Annotated in this window: 12 protein-coding genes; 7 read left to right on the forward strand and 5 right to left on the reverse strand. The window is 65.9% G+C overall.

Annotated features, from left to right (window positions below; genetic code table 11):
- Window positions 1-209: 209 nt before the first annotated feature.
- Both BHD06_RS00905 and BHD06_RS00910 read left to right on the forward strand, forming a co-directional pair.
- Window positions 210-773, forward strand: coding sequence for a L,D-transpeptidase (locus BHD06_RS00905; RefSeq protein ID WP_080455098.1), 564 nt, complete (start codon window positions 210-212; stop codon window positions 771-773).
- A gap of 248 nt (window positions 774-1,021) precedes the next feature.
- Window positions 1,022-1,228 (forward strand): cold-shock protein, encoded by a 207-nt coding sequence (locus tag BHD06_RS00910; protein ID WP_080455099.1) that lies wholly within the window; start codon window positions 1,022-1,024, stop codon window positions 1,226-1,228.
- A 45-nt stretch (window positions 1,229-1,273) separates the two neighbouring features.
- Here BHD06_RS00910 and BHD06_RS00915 read toward each other — a convergent pair whose 3' ends face one another.
- The gene (locus BHD06_RS00915; protein WP_080455100.1) at window positions 1,274-1,954 is read right to left on the reverse strand and encodes an arylesterase; all 681 of its coding nucleotides are present in this window, start codon (window positions 1,952-1,954) and stop codon (window positions 1,274-1,276) included.
- Here BHD06_RS00915 and BHD06_RS00920 point away from each other — a divergent pair.
- From BHD06_RS00920 to BHD06_RS00930, 3 genes are all read left to right on the forward strand, one after another.
- Window positions 1,953-2,630, forward strand: a complete 678-nt coding sequence (locus BHD06_RS00920; protein WP_080455101.1) for an ABC transporter ATP-binding protein — start codon at window positions 1,953-1,955, stop codon at window positions 2,628-2,630. The genes BHD06_RS00915 and BHD06_RS00920 overlap by 2 nt on opposite strands.
- Window positions 2,627-5,149, forward strand: a complete 2,523-nt coding sequence (locus BHD06_RS00925) for an ABC transporter permease (protein WP_080455102.1) — start codon at window positions 2,627-2,629, stop codon at window positions 5,147-5,149. The genes BHD06_RS00920 and BHD06_RS00925 overlap by 4 nt, the downstream gene beginning before the upstream one ends.
- Window positions 5,150-5,303: 154 nt before the next feature.
- Window positions 5,304-6,170: an inositol monophosphatase gene (locus BHD06_RS00930; RefSeq protein WP_080455103.1), complete on the forward strand. Its 867-nt coding sequence runs from the start codon at window positions 5,304-5,306 to the stop codon at window positions 6,168-6,170.
- Window positions 6,171-6,185: 15 nt separating this feature from the next.
- Here BHD06_RS00930 and smc read toward each other — a convergent pair whose 3' ends face one another.
- Window positions 6,186-9,641, reverse strand: coding sequence for a chromosome segregation protein SMC (gene smc / locus BHD06_RS00935; RefSeq protein ID WP_080455539.1), 3,456 nt, complete (start codon window positions 9,639-9,641; stop codon window positions 6,186-6,188).
- Between the two features lie 199 nt (window positions 9,642-9,840).
- Here smc and BHD06_RS00940 point away from each other — a divergent pair, with 199 nt between their 5' ends.
- On the forward strand, window positions 9,841-10,314 hold the full coding sequence (locus tag BHD06_RS00940; RefSeq protein WP_080455104.1) for a GNAT family N-acetyltransferase: 474 nt from the start codon (window positions 9,841-9,843) through the stop codon (window positions 10,312-10,314).
- A gap of 259 nt (window positions 10,315-10,573) precedes the next feature.
- Here BHD06_RS00940 and BHD06_RS00945 read toward each other — a convergent pair whose 3' ends face one another.
- Window positions 10,574-12,085: a UDP-N-acetylglucosamine 4,6-dehydratase family protein gene (locus tag BHD06_RS00945; RefSeq protein ID WP_080455105.1), complete on the reverse strand. Its 1,512-nt coding sequence runs from the start codon at window positions 12,083-12,085 to the stop codon at window positions 10,574-10,576.
- 150 nt (window positions 12,086-12,235) lie between these two features.
- Window positions 12,236-13,072, reverse strand: a complete 837-nt coding sequence (locus tag BHD06_RS00950; RefSeq protein ID WP_176214246.1) for an NAD(P)-dependent oxidoreductase — start codon at window positions 13,070-13,072, stop codon at window positions 12,236-12,238.
- A gap of 112 nt (window positions 13,073-13,184) precedes the next feature.
- Between BHD06_RS00950 and BHD06_RS00955 the strand changes: the two genes are divergently transcribed.
- Window positions 13,185-14,303 carry a polysaccharide biosynthesis/export family protein gene (locus BHD06_RS00955; RefSeq protein ID WP_254892264.1) on the forward strand — a complete coding sequence of 373 codons (1,119 nt, stop codon included), beginning with the start codon at window positions 13,185-13,187 and terminating at the stop codon, window positions 14,301-14,303.
- A 91-nt stretch (window positions 14,304-14,394) separates the two neighbouring features.
- On the opposite strand, the gene gyrA is transcribed toward BHD06_RS00955, so the two are convergent.
- Window positions 14,395-17,118, reverse strand: a complete 2,724-nt coding sequence (gene gyrA / locus BHD06_RS00960; RefSeq protein ID WP_080455107.1) for a DNA gyrase subunit A — start codon at window positions 17,116-17,118, stop codon at window positions 14,395-14,397.
- Between the last annotated feature and the right edge of the window lie 29 nt (window positions 17,119-17,147).

Below are 17,147 nucleotides of genomic sequence, written 5' to 3' on the forward strand. Positions count from 1 at the left end.
CGCGTCTCTCCCTATCTCGGTTGGGCAACAGCACCAGCAGGAGGTCACCATGTCCCGCCAGACGCCGATCACAGGCCGCGCCCGTCCCCCCTTGCTCCGTCGTCGCCCTGTGCCCTGGCGCTTCGACGACTGGGCCGCGATCTAATTTGGATTGTGCCCTCTTGCGCCATCCGGGTATAATCACGACATGCCTGTAAAGGAGTTTACTCATGATTGATCGTCGCCATTTCCTCGCTACCGGCTTTGCGGCCGCGACCCCGGCGATTTTGCCGGGGGTTGCAAAGGCGCTTGAACTCGACCCAAAGTTCGTGCCGCAAGAGGTGAGTTTCGACCCGGTCTATCAGACCGGACAGTTGATCGTGTTGCCACGGGCGCATTTCCTCTATTTCGTCACCGAACCGGGCCGTGCGCGCCGTTACGGCGTGGGTGTGGGCCGTGCGGGGCTCGAATTCACCGGCACCGCCACCATCGACGTCAAGAAGGAATGGCCGACATGGCGGCCCACCAATGAGATGATCGAACGCGAGCCGCAGACCTATGGCCGCTTCAAGGGCAACGATTACGTGCAACCCGGCGGCCCCGGGAATCCGCTCGGCTCGCGGGCGCTCTATCTGTTCCAGAACGGTGTAGACACCTATTACCGGATCCACGGTACCACCCAGCCATCCTCGATCGGGCGCTCGGTCTCGAATGGCTGTATAAGGATGATCAACGCACATGTGCAGGACCTCTATCAGCGCGTCCCGATCGGCACGGTGGTGACTGTCCTCTGAGACACACGGCTCTGGGACGTGGGCGGTTTGCTGTCCCCGACCTTGCCAAAACGTGCCGCGTTTTTCACAAGTTGCGAAACTGCGGATTCGATGAGTCTTGATTTTGGAAGTTTCCAGCCCCATAATTCTGGGTGCGACGTTACCACTATCGACCACCTGCTCCTTTACGGCTCAGTCACTCGATCTTGCACGACAGAGCCGGGCTGCCGCACTCCCGCGGGCAGCAAAAACCGAAGGAGAACAGAGCGATGGCTTCTGGCACCGTGAAATGGTTCAATTCCACCAAGGGCTACGGCTTCATTGCGCCCGATGGCGGCGGCAAGGACGTTTTCGTCCACATTTCCGCTGTTGAGCGCGCCGGTCTGACCGGTCTGGCCGACGACCAGAAAGTGAATTTCGACATCGAAGCCGGCCGTGACGGCCGCGAATCGGCGGCGAACATCACCCTCGCCTAATGCGTAGATGGCGATAAAGGAATTGGGCCCCGCGAGGGCCCTTTTTCACTGCGCAGAGGCTATCAGCTCGGCCAAATGCGGCCCCAACGTCTCGACGATCCGCCGCACCCCTTCGGCATTGGGATGAATGCCGTCGGGCTGAAAATAGCGCTGCAAGGACGCCGGGTCATCCTCACCCAGCCCGGCAAAGAAATCCGGTGCCAGCATCGCGCCGTAAGTTTCTGACAATTCAGGGTAAATCGAGTCGAACGCGGCCTTGTAGGCGGTCCCGTAATTGCCGGGTGCGGCCATCGGCACCAACAAGACCTCGACCTCCCGGGCTTCGGCCACCTCTAAAATTGTCTCGATGTTTCCTCGACTTACCGCAGGGTCGATGCCACGCAAGAGATCATTGCCGCCAAGCGTCACGATCATCGCCTCCACGTCGGGTGTCAGGCTCCAGTCCACCCGTGCGGCCCCGCCCGCTGTGGTGTCCCCGGATACGCCACCGTTGATCAGGTCGGCCTCAACCCCCTGATCTTGCAGCCAATTCCGCATCTGAGGGACAAAACCGTCTTCCTCGGGCAGACCGTAGCCCTGGGTCAGACTGTCGCCCAATGCCAAAACCGTGACTGGCTCACTGGCCCAAGCCGGGCTGACAAACACCGTTATCACGGCTAAGACCTTGCCCATCCCCCGCAGGGTCCCATATGTCGAAAAACTCTTTTCAATCAGGCGCAAACGCATGAACTCTCCTCTAATGTCTCTCTCCGATGCCTCGCTCGCGCTGGAGGGGAATACTGGTCTCGTCCGGATACTCCACGGGATCACGCTGGATGTCCACCGGGGCGAGAGCGTCGGGCTGGTCGGCCCGTCGGGCTCCGGCAAATCTTCTCTGCTGATGTTGATGGGCGGGCTGGAGCGCGCCACCGGCGGCGCCGTCCGTGCGCTAGATCACGATCTCTGCGCGCTGACCGAAGATCAGCTGGCCCGCCTGCGCCGCGACAATTTCGGCATCGTCTTTCAATCCTTTCACCTCATCCCCACGATGACCGCGCTGGAAAATGTCGCAACGCCGCTTGAACTTGCGGGCGCGCCCGATGCCGATGCCCGCGCGCTTGAGGAACTTGCCGCCGTCGGGCTCGCGGACCGCGCCGGGCACTACCCCTCGCAGCTTTCGGGCGGTGAACAGCAGCGCGTGGCGCTTGCCCGCGCCGCCGCACCGCGCCCGGCGATTATCCTGGCAGATGAACCCACCGGAAACCTCGACAGTAACACCGGCGAGACGATCATCGAGTTGCTGTTCGGGTTGCGCGACCGTCACGGCGCGACGCTGGTTCTGGTGACCCATGATTCTGACCTTGCCAGCCGCTGCGACCGCGTGATCAGCCTGCGCGACGGGCGCATCGAGGGCACCGCATGAGTGTGAGAACAGCGGCGAAATTCGCCCGGCGAGAGCTGCGCGGCGGCCTGCGCGGGTTTCGCATCTTCCTGGCCTGCGTGATCCTCGGTGTGGCCGCCATCGCCGCCGTCGGCACCCTGCGCGAGAGCGTGCGCGCGGGGCTTGCCGACCAGGGTGCGGCGCTTCTGGGGGGCGACGCGGAACTCGAACTGACCTACCGTTTCGCCACCGAGGCGGAGCGCGGCTGGATGGAGGGAGTGGCCCTCGACATCTCGGAGATCGTCGATTTCCGCTCCATGGTGCTCGGGCCGGACGGCACGCGCGAACTCACGCAGGTCAAGGCGGTGGATGGTGCCTATCCCCTTGACGGAGAGGTGGAAATATCCCCGGACATGCCGCTCGAGGCGGCGCTTGCCGGGGCGGCGGGCCTGCCCGGCGCGGTGATGCAGCCGCTCTTGGTCTCGCGCCTCGGGATCGGGATCGGAGATACGTTTCGCCTGGGCGAGCAGGAGTTTCGCCTGATGGCCGAACTGGTTCGCGAGCCCGACCCCTCGCGCGCGGGCTTCGGCCTCGGGCCCCGCACCATCGTCGCAGGTACGGCGCTCGACGGCTCCGGGCTGTTGTCGCCCGGTTCGCTCTTTACCTCGAAATACCGGCTGGCTCTGCCCCCCGGTACCGATCTCGCCGCGATGGAGCGCCGCGCCACCGAAGAGCTTGACGGCAGTGGCTTTCGCTGGAACGACGCCCGCAACGCCAGCCCCCGCGTCGCCGAATTCGTAACCCGGCTCGGGGCCTTCCTCGTTCTGGTGGGCCTGTCGGGTCTTGCCGTGGGTGGCGTCGGCATCTCGGCGGCGCTGCGCAGCTATCTCGCGGCTAAGGTGCAGGTCATCGCCACCCTGCGCAGCCTCGGGGCGGATCAACGGACGATCTTCCTGACATACTTCCTTCAGGTCGGCGTTCTGGCCATTGTGGGCATCATCGGCGGGCTGATCCTGGGCGTCGGCCTGCCGGTCCTGCTCGGGCCGTTTATCGCCGCGCGCCTGCCGGTGCCTGCGGTCTTTGCCGTCTATCCCGCCCCGATGGTCGAGGCGACGCTCTACAGCGTGCTCAGCGTGCTGATCTTCACCCTCTGGCCGCTTGCCCGCGCGCGGGAGGTGCGCGCGGCGGCGCTCTACCGCGAGGCGGCAGGCGCCCGCCACGGTTGGCCCGGCACGCCCTATGTCATCGCCACGCTGGCGCTTCTCGGCCTTTTACTGACGGCAGCGGCGCTCTTTTCCGGCAACCTGACGCTCACCCTCTGGACGGCGGGCGGGATCATCGGCGCGCTTGGCGCATTGAGCCTTGCAGCCCTTGCCGTGCAGCGCGTCGCCCGCAGCCTGCGCCCCCGTATGCGCTCCCGTCCCGCGCTCGGCTGGGCGCTCGGCGCGATCGGCGGGCCGGGCACCACGGCGGCCCCGGTCATGCTCTCGCTTGGGCTTGGCCTCACGGTGCTGGCCGCCGTCGGGCAGATCGACGGCAACCTGCGCCGCGCCATCGCCGGAGACCTGCCCGAGCGTGCGCCCTCCTTCTTCTTCGTTGATCTGCAAAAGGACCAGATGCCGTGGTTCCTCGACCGGCTGGAAAACGACCCGGGCGTCAGCCGCATCGACCACGCCCCGATGCTGCGCGGCATCATCAGCCGCATCAACGACCGCCCGGCGCGCGAGGTGGCCCCTGGGCATTGGGTGGTCGAGGGTGACCGCGCGATCAGCTATGCCGAGACGCTGCCTGCGCGCACCACCCTCACCGCAGGCGAGTGGTGGGGCACTGACTACACCGGGCAGCCGCAACTCAGCTTCGCCGCCGAAGAGGCGGCGGAAATGGGCATTGGCCTCGGCGACGAGATCACACTCAACATTCTCGGGCGCGATATCACGGCCCCCATCACCTCGCTGCGCGAGGTCGATTTCTCCAGCGTCGGTATGGGTTTCGTGATGTTGATGAACCCTTCCGCTCTCGTCGGCGCGCCGCATACCTTCATCGCCACCGTCTATGCCGACAGCCAGGACACCGAAGAAGCGATCCTTCGAGAGGTCACCGACCGCTACCCGAATGTCACCGCGATCAATGTGCGCGACGCGCTGATGCGGGTGATCGACCTGCTGGCCAGCCTCGCCTCGGCCACCTCATGGGGCGCGTCGGTGACATTGCTCACGGGCTTTCTGGTGCTGATCGGGGCGGCGGCGGCGGATGCCCGCGCGCGCACCTATGAGGCCGCGATCCTCAAGACGCTTGGCGCGGCGCGCGCGCAGATCCTCGCCAGCATCGCGCTGCGTGCCATCCTTCTGGGCACCGCCGCAGGCGGCGTGGCGCTGGCGGCGGGCATCGGCGGGGGCTGGGCGGTCAGTCATTTCGTGATGGAGACACCCTTCACGGTGATCTGGCCCTCGGCGCTCGCCATCGTCGCGGGCGGCATTGCGGTTACGCTCATCGCCGGTCTCGTCTTTGCCCTGCGCCCGCTGCGCGCCCGCCCCGCCCGCATCCTGCGCGCCCGTGAATAGCCCCTTCTTTTTGGCAAAAGTACTCTCGGGGGTCCGGGGGTGAAACCCCCGGCGGATCGGCCGGCGTCAGCCGGTCGATCATCCCGCCACCAAAGCCGACGTTGATTTCATGCGCCCCGGCTGGCACTGCATCCGCGCATCGACAGGAGAGCCCATGAGCGATTCGCTTCCCATCCCGCTATTGCCGCCGCTGACGCCCGCGCAGCAGACCGCGCTGGTCAATCTCGTGCGGCGCGCCGCGCGAGCCGAGATCATGCCGCGCTTCCGCACGGTTACCCGCGCCGAGGCCGATACCAAGTCCGGGCCGACCGATCTGGTGACCGAAGCCGACCGTCAGGCGGAGGCGATGCTGGCGCGCGGGTTGCAACGCATGTTTCCGCATGCGCTCATCGTCGGCGAAGAGGCCGTGGCCGGGAACCCAGGGCTTCGCGACGCGGTGGCCGAGGCAGAGCTTGCCTTCATCATCGACCCGGTCGATGGCACCTGGAATTTCGTCCACGGTCTGCCGCTCTTTGGTGTGATCATCGCCGTCACCCGCTTTGGCTGCCCGGTGCTGGGGCTGCTTTATGATCCGGTCTCCGACGACTGGATCATCGCCGATGAGGCCGATCCGGCGCGCCTTGTCGCAGCGCTTGGCTCCGAGCGCCCGGTGCATGTCTCAGGCGGCGGCGATCTGGCCGATCTGCAAGGCTACATGCATTATTATCTCATGCCGCAGGACCAGCAGGAGCGGGTCGCGCCACTGCTGCCTGCGCTGTCGCGCTGCATCGCGCTGCGTTGCTCGTGCCACGAATACCGCCTGCTGGCGCAGGGGGCGGTGGATTTCACCCTGTCCGGTGTGCTCAATCCGTGGGATCATGCGGCGGGTGTGCTGATCTGCCAGCAGGCGGGCGGCGTGGCGCGGATGCTCGACGGGCGCGACTACAACACTGCGATCACCAGGGGTTTTCTGCTCTGCGCCTCGGATCAGGCTACATGGGACCGCCTGCGCGATCACTTCGCCTGTCTTCTGGAGGACTGACTGCCGCCCGGCGGCTCACGCCACCATCGCTTCGGCCTTCTTGAGATCGACCGACACAAGCTGGCTGACCCCCTGTTCGGCCATGGTCACGCCAAAGAGCCGGTCCATCCGGCTCATCGTCACGGCGTGGTGGGTGATGATCAGGAACCGCGTCTCGGTGCGGCGACACATTTCGTCCAGCAGGTCGCAAAAGCGTGTCACGTTGGCATCGTCCAGCGGCGCATCGACCTCGTCGAGCACGCAAATGGGTGCGGGATTGGCGAGGAACACCGCGAAGATCAGCGCCAATGCGGTCAGCGTCTGCTCGCCCCCCGACAAAAGGCTCAGCGTCGACAGTTTCTTGCCCGGCGGCTGGCACATGATCTCCAGCCCCGCCTCCAGCGGGTCGTCGCTCTCGACCAGCACAAGATTGGCCTCGCCACCGCCGAAGAGATGCCGGAACAGCAGCGTGAAATTGGAATTGACCTGCTCGAAGGCGGTCAGCAGACGCTCGCGCCCCTCGCGGTTGAGGCTGGCAATCCCGCCGCGCAACGTCTTGATCGCCTCTTCCAGATCGGCCTTTTCCGTGACCAGCGTGTCGTGCTCCTCCTGCACCTCTTTGGCATCCTCCTCGGCACGCAGGTTCACCGCGCCAAGCGCATCGCGCTGCCGTTTCAGACGGTTCACATCCGCCTCGATAGCGTCGGAGCCGGGCATGGTGTCAGGATCGGCCCCAAGGCTTTCGAGCAGGGCGTCGGGCGTGGTATCCATGGCCTCGCCGATCCGCTCGGCGGCCAGATCGCGGGTTTCGCGTGCGGCATCGACGCGCGCCTCGGCGCGCGCGCGTGCCTCGCGCGCCTCGGAGGCCTGCCGCTCGGCCTCGCGCTCATCGAGTCCGGCCTGCCGCGCCGCGCTCTCGGCGGTCGAGAGCGCCTCGGCGGCCTCGGCGCGCCTCGCCTCGCTGCGGCTGATCTCATCGCCCAGTTCGGTGCGTTTGGCGGCAAGGATCTCGGGCGTCGCACTTGCCTCGGCCAGTTCCGTCTCGGACGCCGCCTTGCGCTCCGCCAACTCCTTGCTGCGCGTCTCGGCGGTTTCCAGCCGGTGCCGCCAGCCGCTGATTTCCTTGGCGATTTCTTGGCTGCGGCGGGTCCGCCGCTCACCCTCGCGGCGTAACTCATCCGCCGTCGATCGCTTGGCCATCATCGTCATGCGCGCCGCCTCGACGGTCATCTTGATGTCTTCGAGATCGGCGCGCGTGGCCTCCAGATCGCCCAGACCGGCCAGCCCCTTTTCGGCCTCCGCCAGCCCCTTGCGCGCCGCCATCGCCTCTTCGTCATGTCGCGTCACCGCGAGGCTTGAGGACTCGAGCCGCGATCCGGCAAGGTTGCTGTCGGCCTCGGCCCGGCTCAGCGCGCGATTGGCCTCGTTGACGGCGGCATCCGCCGCCCGGCGCGCCTCGCGCGCGGCGCGGTCCTTTTCTGTGCAGTCCGTCAGTTGATCGCGCAGCGCCTCATGCGCGCGCAGCGCCCCTTCGGCGCGCGCGGTGGCATGTTCCAGCTGCTGCTTCAACTCTTCCAGCCGGTTGAGCTGTTGCAGGCGTAGTGCTGCCGCCGAAGGCGCATCCTCGGCCCAGGCCCGGAACCCGTCCCACCGCCACAGATCGCCCTCGGTGCTGACCAGCCGCTGACCGGGTTTAAGCATCGGCTGCAACCGCGCCGCATCCTCGGCCTCCACCAGCCCGATCTGCGACATCCGCCGCGCCAGAACCTCGGGCACTGAAACGTGGTTGGTCAGCGCCGTCACCCCCTCGGGCAGGGGCTGCGGGGTCTGGTATCCGGGCAGGATGGTCCAGCCCGACGGGCCATCGGCCCCGACCTCGGGCGCGCGCAGATCGTCGGCGAGCGCGGCACCAAGCGCCTTCTCGAAGCCTTGCTGCACCTGCAGGCGGTCCATGATCTGCCCGCCCTCGACAGTGTCGCGCTCGACCAACTTGGCGAGCGCGCCGACCTCGGCGCGCAGGGCGTTGACTTCGCCCTCGGCCTCGGAGCGCGCGGCGCGCGCCTCGGCCTCGCGGGTCTGCGCCTCGGCGCGGGCCTCGTCGGCGGCGATCAGGGCGGCCTCGGCGGCCTCTGCCGCTGCCACCGCGTCGGCCTCGGCCCGGGCGGCGGCCGCCTGATCGGTCTCTGCCTTGCGCAGTGCCTCGCGCGACCCGGTCTGTGCCGCGCGGGCGCGCTCGGCCTCGGCCTCGCTCCTGGCCTGCGTCTTGCGACAATCCTCGATCAGGCGCTGCGCCGATTGGTGCCGCGCCGAGAGCCGCGCCATGTCCTCGGTCATCTGGCTCAGATCGCTTTCGCGCTGCTGCAGCACGCGGGCGGCGTCGCGCGCCTCGTCCTGCGCGGCCTCCAGCCGGGCCTCGTGCCCCTCGGCCCCCTTGGCCAGTTCAGCCGCCTCCCAGTCGAGGCGCTTGATTGTCTCGCCCGCATCGTGGTTGAGGCCGGTTTCGCGCTCGATATCGCGTGACAGCTGCGCGATGCGCCCCTCCAGCGTCTCGATCCGGTCGCGGGCATTGGCTTCCTGTTCCGACAGGGTGTCGCGCTGCACGGTCAGCCGTTGCAGGATCGCCCCCGCGATCGCTTCTTCCTCGCGCAGGGCAGGCAGGGCATCGTCGGCACTGGTGCGTGCGCGGGCGGCCTCGCGCGCAGCCGTTTCGGCGCGCGCCGCCGCCGTGGTGCGCTCGCGCAGTTCATCCTCGGCGCGCGCGCGCGCCTGGTCCGCCTCTTTCCAGCGCCGATAAAGCAACAGGCCCTCGGCCAGCCGTAATTCCTCGCCGATCTGGCGATAGCGCGCCGCCTGCTTGGCCTGCCGTGCCAGTTGCGCAAGCTGGCTGGCCAGCTGCTCGACCACGTCATCGACGCGCGTCAGGTTGGTCTCCGCCGCGCGCAGCTTCAACTCCGCCTCGTGCCGCCGCTGGTAAAGGCCGGAAATCCCCGCTGCCTCTTCCAGAATACGCCGCCGCGATTTCGGCTTGGCGTTGATCAGTTCCGAGATCTGCCCCTGCCGGACCAGCGCGGGCGAATGCGCACCCGTTGAGGCATCGGCAAACAGCATCTGCACGTCGCGCGCACGCACGTCCTTGGTGTTCACCTTGTACGCGCTGCCCACGTCGCGGGTGATCCGGCGCACGATCTCCAGATGATCGGCATCGTTGAACCCGGCGGGGGCGAGCCGGTCAGAATTGTCCAGATGGATGACGACCTCGGCGAAATTGCGGGCGGGTCGGGTCGCGGCCCCGGCAAAGATGACATCCTCCATCCCGTCACCGCGCATGGCGGTCGGGCGGTTCTCGCCCATCACCCAACGCAGCGCCTCCAGCAGGTTCGACTTGCCACAGCCGTTCGGCCCCACCACCCCGGTCAGACCATCGGCGATGATCAGGTCGGTCGGGTCGACAAAGCTCTTGAAGCCGGTCAGTCGGAGTTTGGAAAACTGCACGCGCACCTCGGGTCTGGCGATTCCATCAAGGTGGAATGTGACCAGCCCGTCGCGATTCTGTCAACGACCAACCACAGGATATGGGGCAGACAGGTCGGTTATCCACACGATATTGCGGATTCTCGCCGGAATTGGGTCGCTTGCGCCGTGCGACGGGTCTGCTAGTGTCGCACGGGTCGTCCTGTCGGAGAGACCCCAAATGCCCGCACCCGTCACAGATACACCTTACCGCATCACCGCGGCCAACCCCAAGGAGCCGGGCGCGCGCGCATTGCTCGACGCAAGCCACGCGCTGATGCAATCGCTGTTTCCGCCCGAGGACAATTTCTTTCTCGACATCGAGGCGCTCTGCGCGCCTGATATCCGGTTTTTCGCGGCGATGGAGGGCGCGCAGTGCCTCGGCACTGGGGCGCTTGCGCTGCGCGATGGCTATGGCGAGGTGAAATCCATGTTCGTCGATGAGGCCGCGCGCGGGCGCGGGGTGGCCGACGCGATCCTGCGCCGCATCGAGGAGGAGGCGCGCCGCGAGGGGCTTGGCGCGCTGCGGCTGGAAACCGGCAAGGGACTGGACGCGGCACATCGGCTCTACGCCCGGCACGGGTTCGCCCTTTGCGGGCCGTTCGGGGCATATCCCGATGCGCCGTCGTCGGTTTTTATGGAAAAAGCGTTGTAGCAGATCCGGATGCGGGCAGGGGGCCTGAAGCGGTCGTTGCCGTTGTGCCCCTGCGCGGAATCAAGGGCGAAGCCCGCCGCGCATCGCCGGGCCGCCCCCGGCACGGCGATTTGGCTGCAACCTGCTCTATGCTCAGACCTTTTTCGGACTTGGCTGATATAAAGCGCTAAAAAATTGACGTTGGATCGCCGCACCGGGGCCCGTCGATGCGCGGCTCATTGCAACGACAGATCAAGGCCAATTTCAACCGTCGCCCCCTTCAGTCATTCACCGCCTCATCCTCCTCGACCTGCTCGATCCACTGCGCGAGTATCGAGCGCAACAAAGCCATGTCGCGGGTCTCGATCGCCTCGGACAGCGACTTGAGCGCCTTGGCAAGCTCTATCTCCGACAGGTGCCCCTCCTGCGCGCGCAGGATGCAGGGGTGTGGCGTGGTCAGCATGTCCGAGCCGATCAGCAGTTCCTCGTGCAGTTTCTCGCCGGGGCGCAGGCCGGTGATCTCGATCTCGATATCGCCGCGCGGATTGGCGGCGTCGCGCACGCTATAGCCCGAGGCCTCGATCATCCGGCGCGCGATGTCCTGAATGGCGACCGGTTTGCCCATGTCGAGCACGAAGACATCACCGTCGCGGGCGAATGACCCAGCCAGCAGCACGAGGCGCACCGCCTCGGGAATGGTCATGAAATAACGCGTCACCTCCGGATGGGTCAGCGTCACCGGCCCGCCCTGCGCGATCTGATCGGCAAAGACAGGGATCACCGACCCCGACGAGCCCAGCACATTGCCGAAACGCACCATGGAAAACCGTGTCCTGTCCGACCGGGTGGCGAGATCCTGCACGATCATCTCGGCAAAGCGCTTGGAACCGCCCATCACCGAGGTTGGGCGCACTGCCTTGTCGGTGGAGACGAGGATGAAACGTTCCACGCCTGCCTCGCGCGCGGCATTGGCGACGGTACGGGTGCCGAGCACGTTGTTGCGCATCCCCTCGATGGCGTTCAATTCGACCAGCGGCACGTGCTTGTAGGCCGCCGCGTGCAGAACCACGTCGATCTTCTTGGCGCGCATCAGCACATTGACGAGGGCGGCGTCGCAGACCGAGCCGAGAATCGGGATGATCTCCAGTTCGGGGGCGAGGCTGCGCAATTCGCGCTCGATCTGAAACAGCACATGTTCGCCGTGATCCATCAGGATCAGGGTCTTGGGGGCGCATTGGACCAGTTGACGGCAGAGCTCCGAGCCGATCGAGCCGCCCGCGCCTGTCACGAGGATGCGCCGCCCGGAATAGACGTCGCTCACGTCCGGCAATTCGTTCTCCAGCGCGTCGCGTCCCAGAAGGGCGGCCGGGTTGACGGCACGGCCGGTGGGACGTGTCCCGCCGTCATGTCGCCGCCAGAGATGGCGTGCGCCTGAGAACAAGAGATACACGATGCCCGCCACGATGAAGAGCCGTGCGGATGGGCCGGATGGGGTGATTGCCGACACGGCCATGCCACTGAGGCTGGCGACCCCGGCCACAAGTGCGATCCTGGCCATATCGCTGATCACGTGGCGGATCGGCGTGGCGCGGTGCAGGTCGAGCGCGCTCCCCAGCCCGCCCGCGATCAGCAGGAGCGGCACCGCCCAGAGAAGTCGCGTCCCGAGCGCCACCGGGTCTTCGACGAGCTGCGCGCCAAGGGTGACGGCCAAAAGCATCAGCCCCGCCTCGATCAGCGTGTGACGGACGCGCCCCAAGGCAGGGCGGGGCGGGTTGAGCAACCGATCGGCCATGGTCCTCTCCACTCGAAGGGCCGCGCGTGTCGCGAGGCCGTTGTCCTACAATAGCTGTCACGGGTGTGTCTGGGCAATGGTCATCACCACGGCGTGACCGGATCGGGCGCGGGCGTGAAGTGACCGGTTACGATTTCAGCAGCATGCACGTTACCCGGCGTCGCGCGCGCCCTGCCAGTCCTTCACCATTTGCGCGGGCGTGATGTTGCGCAGCGCGCCGGGCAGGAGCCGGGACAGCCGGTCGGTGTCGAGCGACACCTCGGCCTGCGCCTCGGGCGGGGCGGTGCGCCAGGTAACCCGGCAACCCGCTACGCGTGCGAGATCCTCCATGGCCACCGGTTCGGGTGCCGCCACATTGAGGATGTCGGGAAGGTCGCCCTCGGGCAGGCGGGCCAGTCCGGCCAGCACCCGCGCCAGATCGCCCGGCGCGACATAGCTGCGTCGCGGCCCGCGGCCATCCACAAACCGGTCGAGCGTGACGCCGCGCGCGGGATCGGCCAACGCCGGTGCGAGGCTGTCGGCCCCCACCACGTTGGCCAGGCGCAGGATGACGTGGTGCAATCCGTCGGGCGGCAGCGCGCCGATGGCGTGTTCCATCTCCAGCTTGGACAGGCCGTAGGCGTTGACCGGCGCGGGTTTGCCGGTCTCGTGCATATCGCGGCCCGGGCCATAGATCGCGGCGGTGGACAGGTGCAGCACCCGCCCCGCCCCGCAGGCATGGGCCAGCCGCACACCCTGCGCCACCAGTGCCACGTTCTGCGCGAGGGTCTGCGCATCCCCCGTCGTCCGGCCCCAGAGGGCGATCACCGCACTGCAGGGCGGACATTCCGGTAAGGCGACATCCGGCGACCAGCACAGGTCAGCGGGCGGAAGACGTGACAGCCAGATCGGCCGACACGCCCCAGCCCTCGGCCAGACCTTGCGGAGCAACCGACCAAGGCGTCCGTTTGCGCCTGTCAGAAGGCAGGACGGACCGGGATTGGGCATGTGTCCTCCGGGTTTTGGTGAAATCACGATTTTGCAATTGTCTATCATGCGCTACACGGGGTAGTAAGCCGCTAGAGAATGACATTGGCGTTTGAGATCGAGGGAATACGTTTTGTTGCTGAAATTCCGCGTGATCCTGCTTTTAGGCTGCGCTCTCACTCTTGCCGCCTGCACTGTTCCGAGTGGTGCGGCGCTGCAGTCGAGCGTTGTCAGCGCCGGCAGCGGTGAGAACCCGAGCCTGCAAGTCGTGCCGGTTTCGCGCAGCAACGTCTCAATGCTGGCGGAATGGCCGACTACCGGCTGGAGCGGGCGATACAATTGGTTGTCGGCCTCGCGTGGTCCGGATTCGGCATTGATCCAGACCGGTGATACGCTTCAGATCGCGATCTGGGACACGCAGGAAAACTCTTTGCTTGCCACGCCGGAAAGCCGGGTGAGTTCGGTCCCGCCCACCCCTGTAAGCGCATCGGGCACGATCTTCATGCCTTATGTCGGTGAGGTGAACGTGCGTGGCCTGACCGCAGAGGCAGCGCGAACCCGCCTGCAGGAGGCGCTGGCCGATATTGCGCCGACGGCGCAGGTGCAACTCATGGTTGAGCAGGGTCGCAATAACGCGGTCGATTTGGCGTCGGGGGTGGGTGCACCGGGGCGATACATGCTCGAGTCGCGCAATACCTCGATCCTCAGCGTGATCTCCGAAGCAGGCGGCATTAACCCGGCCCTGCGCCATCCGCTGATCGTCCTGCAACGCGATGGCAGACGCTACGAGACGCGGGCAGAGGACCTTCTGAACGATCCGCAACGCGACATTCTGCTGCGCGGTGGCGATCGCATTGCCGTGGTTGAGGACGATCGCAATTTCAACGCCCTGGGTGCGGCAGGTCAGCAGAGTGTGATCTATTTCCAAGAGGAATCCATCACCGCGATGCAGGCAGTCTCGCAGATGGGCGGCTTGCTGGCGTCGCGGGCCAATCCCAAGGGGCTTCTGGTGCTGCGGGACTATACGCAAGAGTTGCGCAAGCCTTTTGCTGCCGGCCCACATATGGATCAGGTGGTGTTCACGCTGGATTTCACCACGGCCGACGGTCTTTTCGCCGCGCGCAAGTTCGAGATCAATCCGGGTGATACGCTGCTTGCCACCGAATCGCCTGTGACGCGGGTCCAGACCGTCCTCGGTCTTCTCGGCACCGTGGTCGGCTTTGGCGCGACCGCCAACAACCTGTCGCAGTAACACGCCGCAAATCGAAACGCCGAAAATCGAAACGTCCGTCGCCTTGGGCGACGGACGTTGGGATGCGGTATAGGTTATCCGAAGAGGCGTATCAGTCCTGTACTGCCTCGGCCTCATCCTCGGCCTGCTCGGCGATCCACGCGACCGAGACGACCTCTTCGCCCTTGCCGGTGTTGAACACCTTGACGCCACCGGCGCTGCGCGAGCGGAAGGAGATGCCTTGGACCGGCACGCGGATCGATTGCCCGCGCGAGGTGGCGAGCATGATCTGATCCTCCAGCGTCACCGGGAACGAGGCCACGAGCGGCCCACCGCGCATCGCGCGGTCGATGGCCGCCACCCCCATTCCGCCGCGCCCACGCACCGGATAGTCGTGGCTCGACGACAGCTTGCCCGAGCCGTTGGCGGTGATCGTCAGGATCAGGTTCTCGGCGGCCTGCATGTCCTCGAACCGCTCGGCGCTCAGAGTGGCATCGGCATTGCCTTCGTCTTCTGACCCCTCGTCGTCCGGGGCTCCGGCGGCGGCGCGGCGCATCTTGAGATAGGCGGCGCGCTCGTCCGATGTGGCTTCGAAATGGCTGATCACCGACATCGACACGACGCGGTCGCTGTTTTGCAGGCGAATACCGCGCACGCCAGTGGATTTGCGCCCCTTGAAGACGCGCACATCGGTGACGGGGAACCGAATCGCGCGACCGGAATCGGTGACCAGCATCACGTCATCCTCTTCCGAGCAGATCCGCGCATTTACCAGTTCCACGCCCTCGGGCAGGTCCATCGCGATCTTGCCGTTGCGCTTGACGTTGGTGAAATCGCTGAGCGCATTGCGCCGCACGTCGCCTGCCGAGGTGGCAAACACGATCTGAAGGTCGTCCCACTCCTCTTCGGCGCGGTCCACGGGCATGATTGCGGCGATCGAGACACCGGTCGGGATGGGCAGGATGTTGACGATAGCCTTGCCCTTGGAGGTGCGCCCGCCAAGCGGCAGACGCCATGTCTTGAGCTTGTAGACCATGCCTTCGGTGGTGAAGAACAATAGCTGCGTATGGGTATTGGCCACGAAGAGCGTGGTCACCACGTCCTCATCCTTGGTCGCCATGCTGCTAAGGCCCTTGCCGCCGCGTTTCTGGGCGCGGAAATCCGTCAACGCGGTGCGCTTGATATAGCCGCCCTGCGTGACGGTGACGACCATCTCCTCGCGCTCGATGAGGTCTTCGTCCTCCATGTCGCCGGACCAGTCCACGATCTCGGTGCGGCGCGGCACGGCGAATTGCTCGCGCACCTCTGTTAATTCGTCGCGGATGATCTGCATGATCCGTTCGCGGCTGGCGAGAATGGCGAGGTAATTCTTGATCTTGCCTGCCAGCTCCTGCAACTCGTCGGTGACTTCCTTGACGCCCAGTTGCGTGAGGCGTTGCAGCCGCAGGTCGAGAATGGCGCGGGCCTGCGTCTCAGACAGGTTATAGGTGCCGTCCTCGTTGGCACGATGGGTGGGGTCGTCAATGAGCGCGATATATTCCAGGATATCGCCTGCGGGCCAGCGCCGCTCCATCAGCTTTTTCCGTGCCTCGGCGGCGTCGGCGGAGGCGCGGATGGTCGCCACCACCTCATCGACATTCGACACCGCGACGGCGAGACCGCAGAGCACATGCGCGCGTTCCCGCGCCTTGCGCAGATCAAAGGCCGTGCGGCGCGCGACCACCTCTTCGCGGAACTGCACGAAGAGCGAAAGGAAGCGGTGCAGCGTCAGCTGTTCGGGCTTGCCGCCGTTGAGGGCCAGCATGTTGCAGCCGAACGAGGTCTGCATCGGGGTAAAGCGGAACAGCTGATTGAGCACCACCTCGGGCGTCGCGTCGCGCTTGAGTTCGACCACGACGCGCACGCCGTTGCGGTCGCTCTCGTCCTGCACATGGGAGATGCCCTCGATCCGCTTTTCGCGGGCGGCCTCGGCGATGCGTTCGATCATCGTGGCCTTATTCACTTGGTAGGGGATTTCGTCGATGACGATGGCGTAGCGATCCTTGCGGATTTCCTCGGTGCGCGTCTTGGCGCGTATGACGACGCTGCCGCGCCCTTCCAGATAGGCCTTTCGCGCGCCCGTGCGGCCCAGCATGATGCCGCCGGTCGGAAAATCGGGGCCCGGCACGTATTGGATCAGGTCCTCGGTTTCGAGATCGGGATTGTCGATCAGAGCCAGCGTGGCATCCACCACCTCGCCCAGGTTGTGCGGCGGGATGTTGGTGGCCATGCCCACCGCGATGCCGCCCGCGCCGTTGACCAGCATGTTGGGGAAACGCGCGGGCAGGACAGTCGGTTCGCGGTCCTTGCCGTCGTAATTGTCCTGAAAATCCACCGTTTCCTTCTCGATATCGGCGAGAAGGAAGGCCGCAGGCTTGTCCATGCGCACCTCGGTATAGCGCATGGCGGCGGCGTTGTCGCCGTCCATAGAGCCGAAATTGCCCTGACCGTCCAGGAGCGGCAGCGACATCGAGAAATCCTGCGCCATGCGTACCAGCGCGTCATAGATCGCGCTGTCACCATGCGGGTGATATTTGCCCATCACGTCGCCAACGGCACGGGCGGATTTGCGATAGGGCTTGTCGTGGGTATTGCCACCCTCGTGCATGGCATAAAGGATGCGGCGGTGCACAGGTTTTAAGCCATCGCGCAGATCGGGGATCGCGCGGCTGACGATCACGCTCATCGCGTAATCGAGATAGGAGGTCTTCATCTCATGCGTGATGGAAACCGTGGGCCCGTCATATGCGGGCGGCAAATCATCCGTGTTTTCAGGGGGTTGAGGCGTATCGCTCACGTTTTTTACCGTCCTGTGATCTGGCGCTA

It is taken from the genome of Roseovarius sp. A-2 (genome assembly GCF_002072155.1).
Classification (GTDB): domain Bacteria; phylum Pseudomonadota; class Alphaproteobacteria; order Rhodobacterales; family Rhodobacteraceae; genus Roseovarius.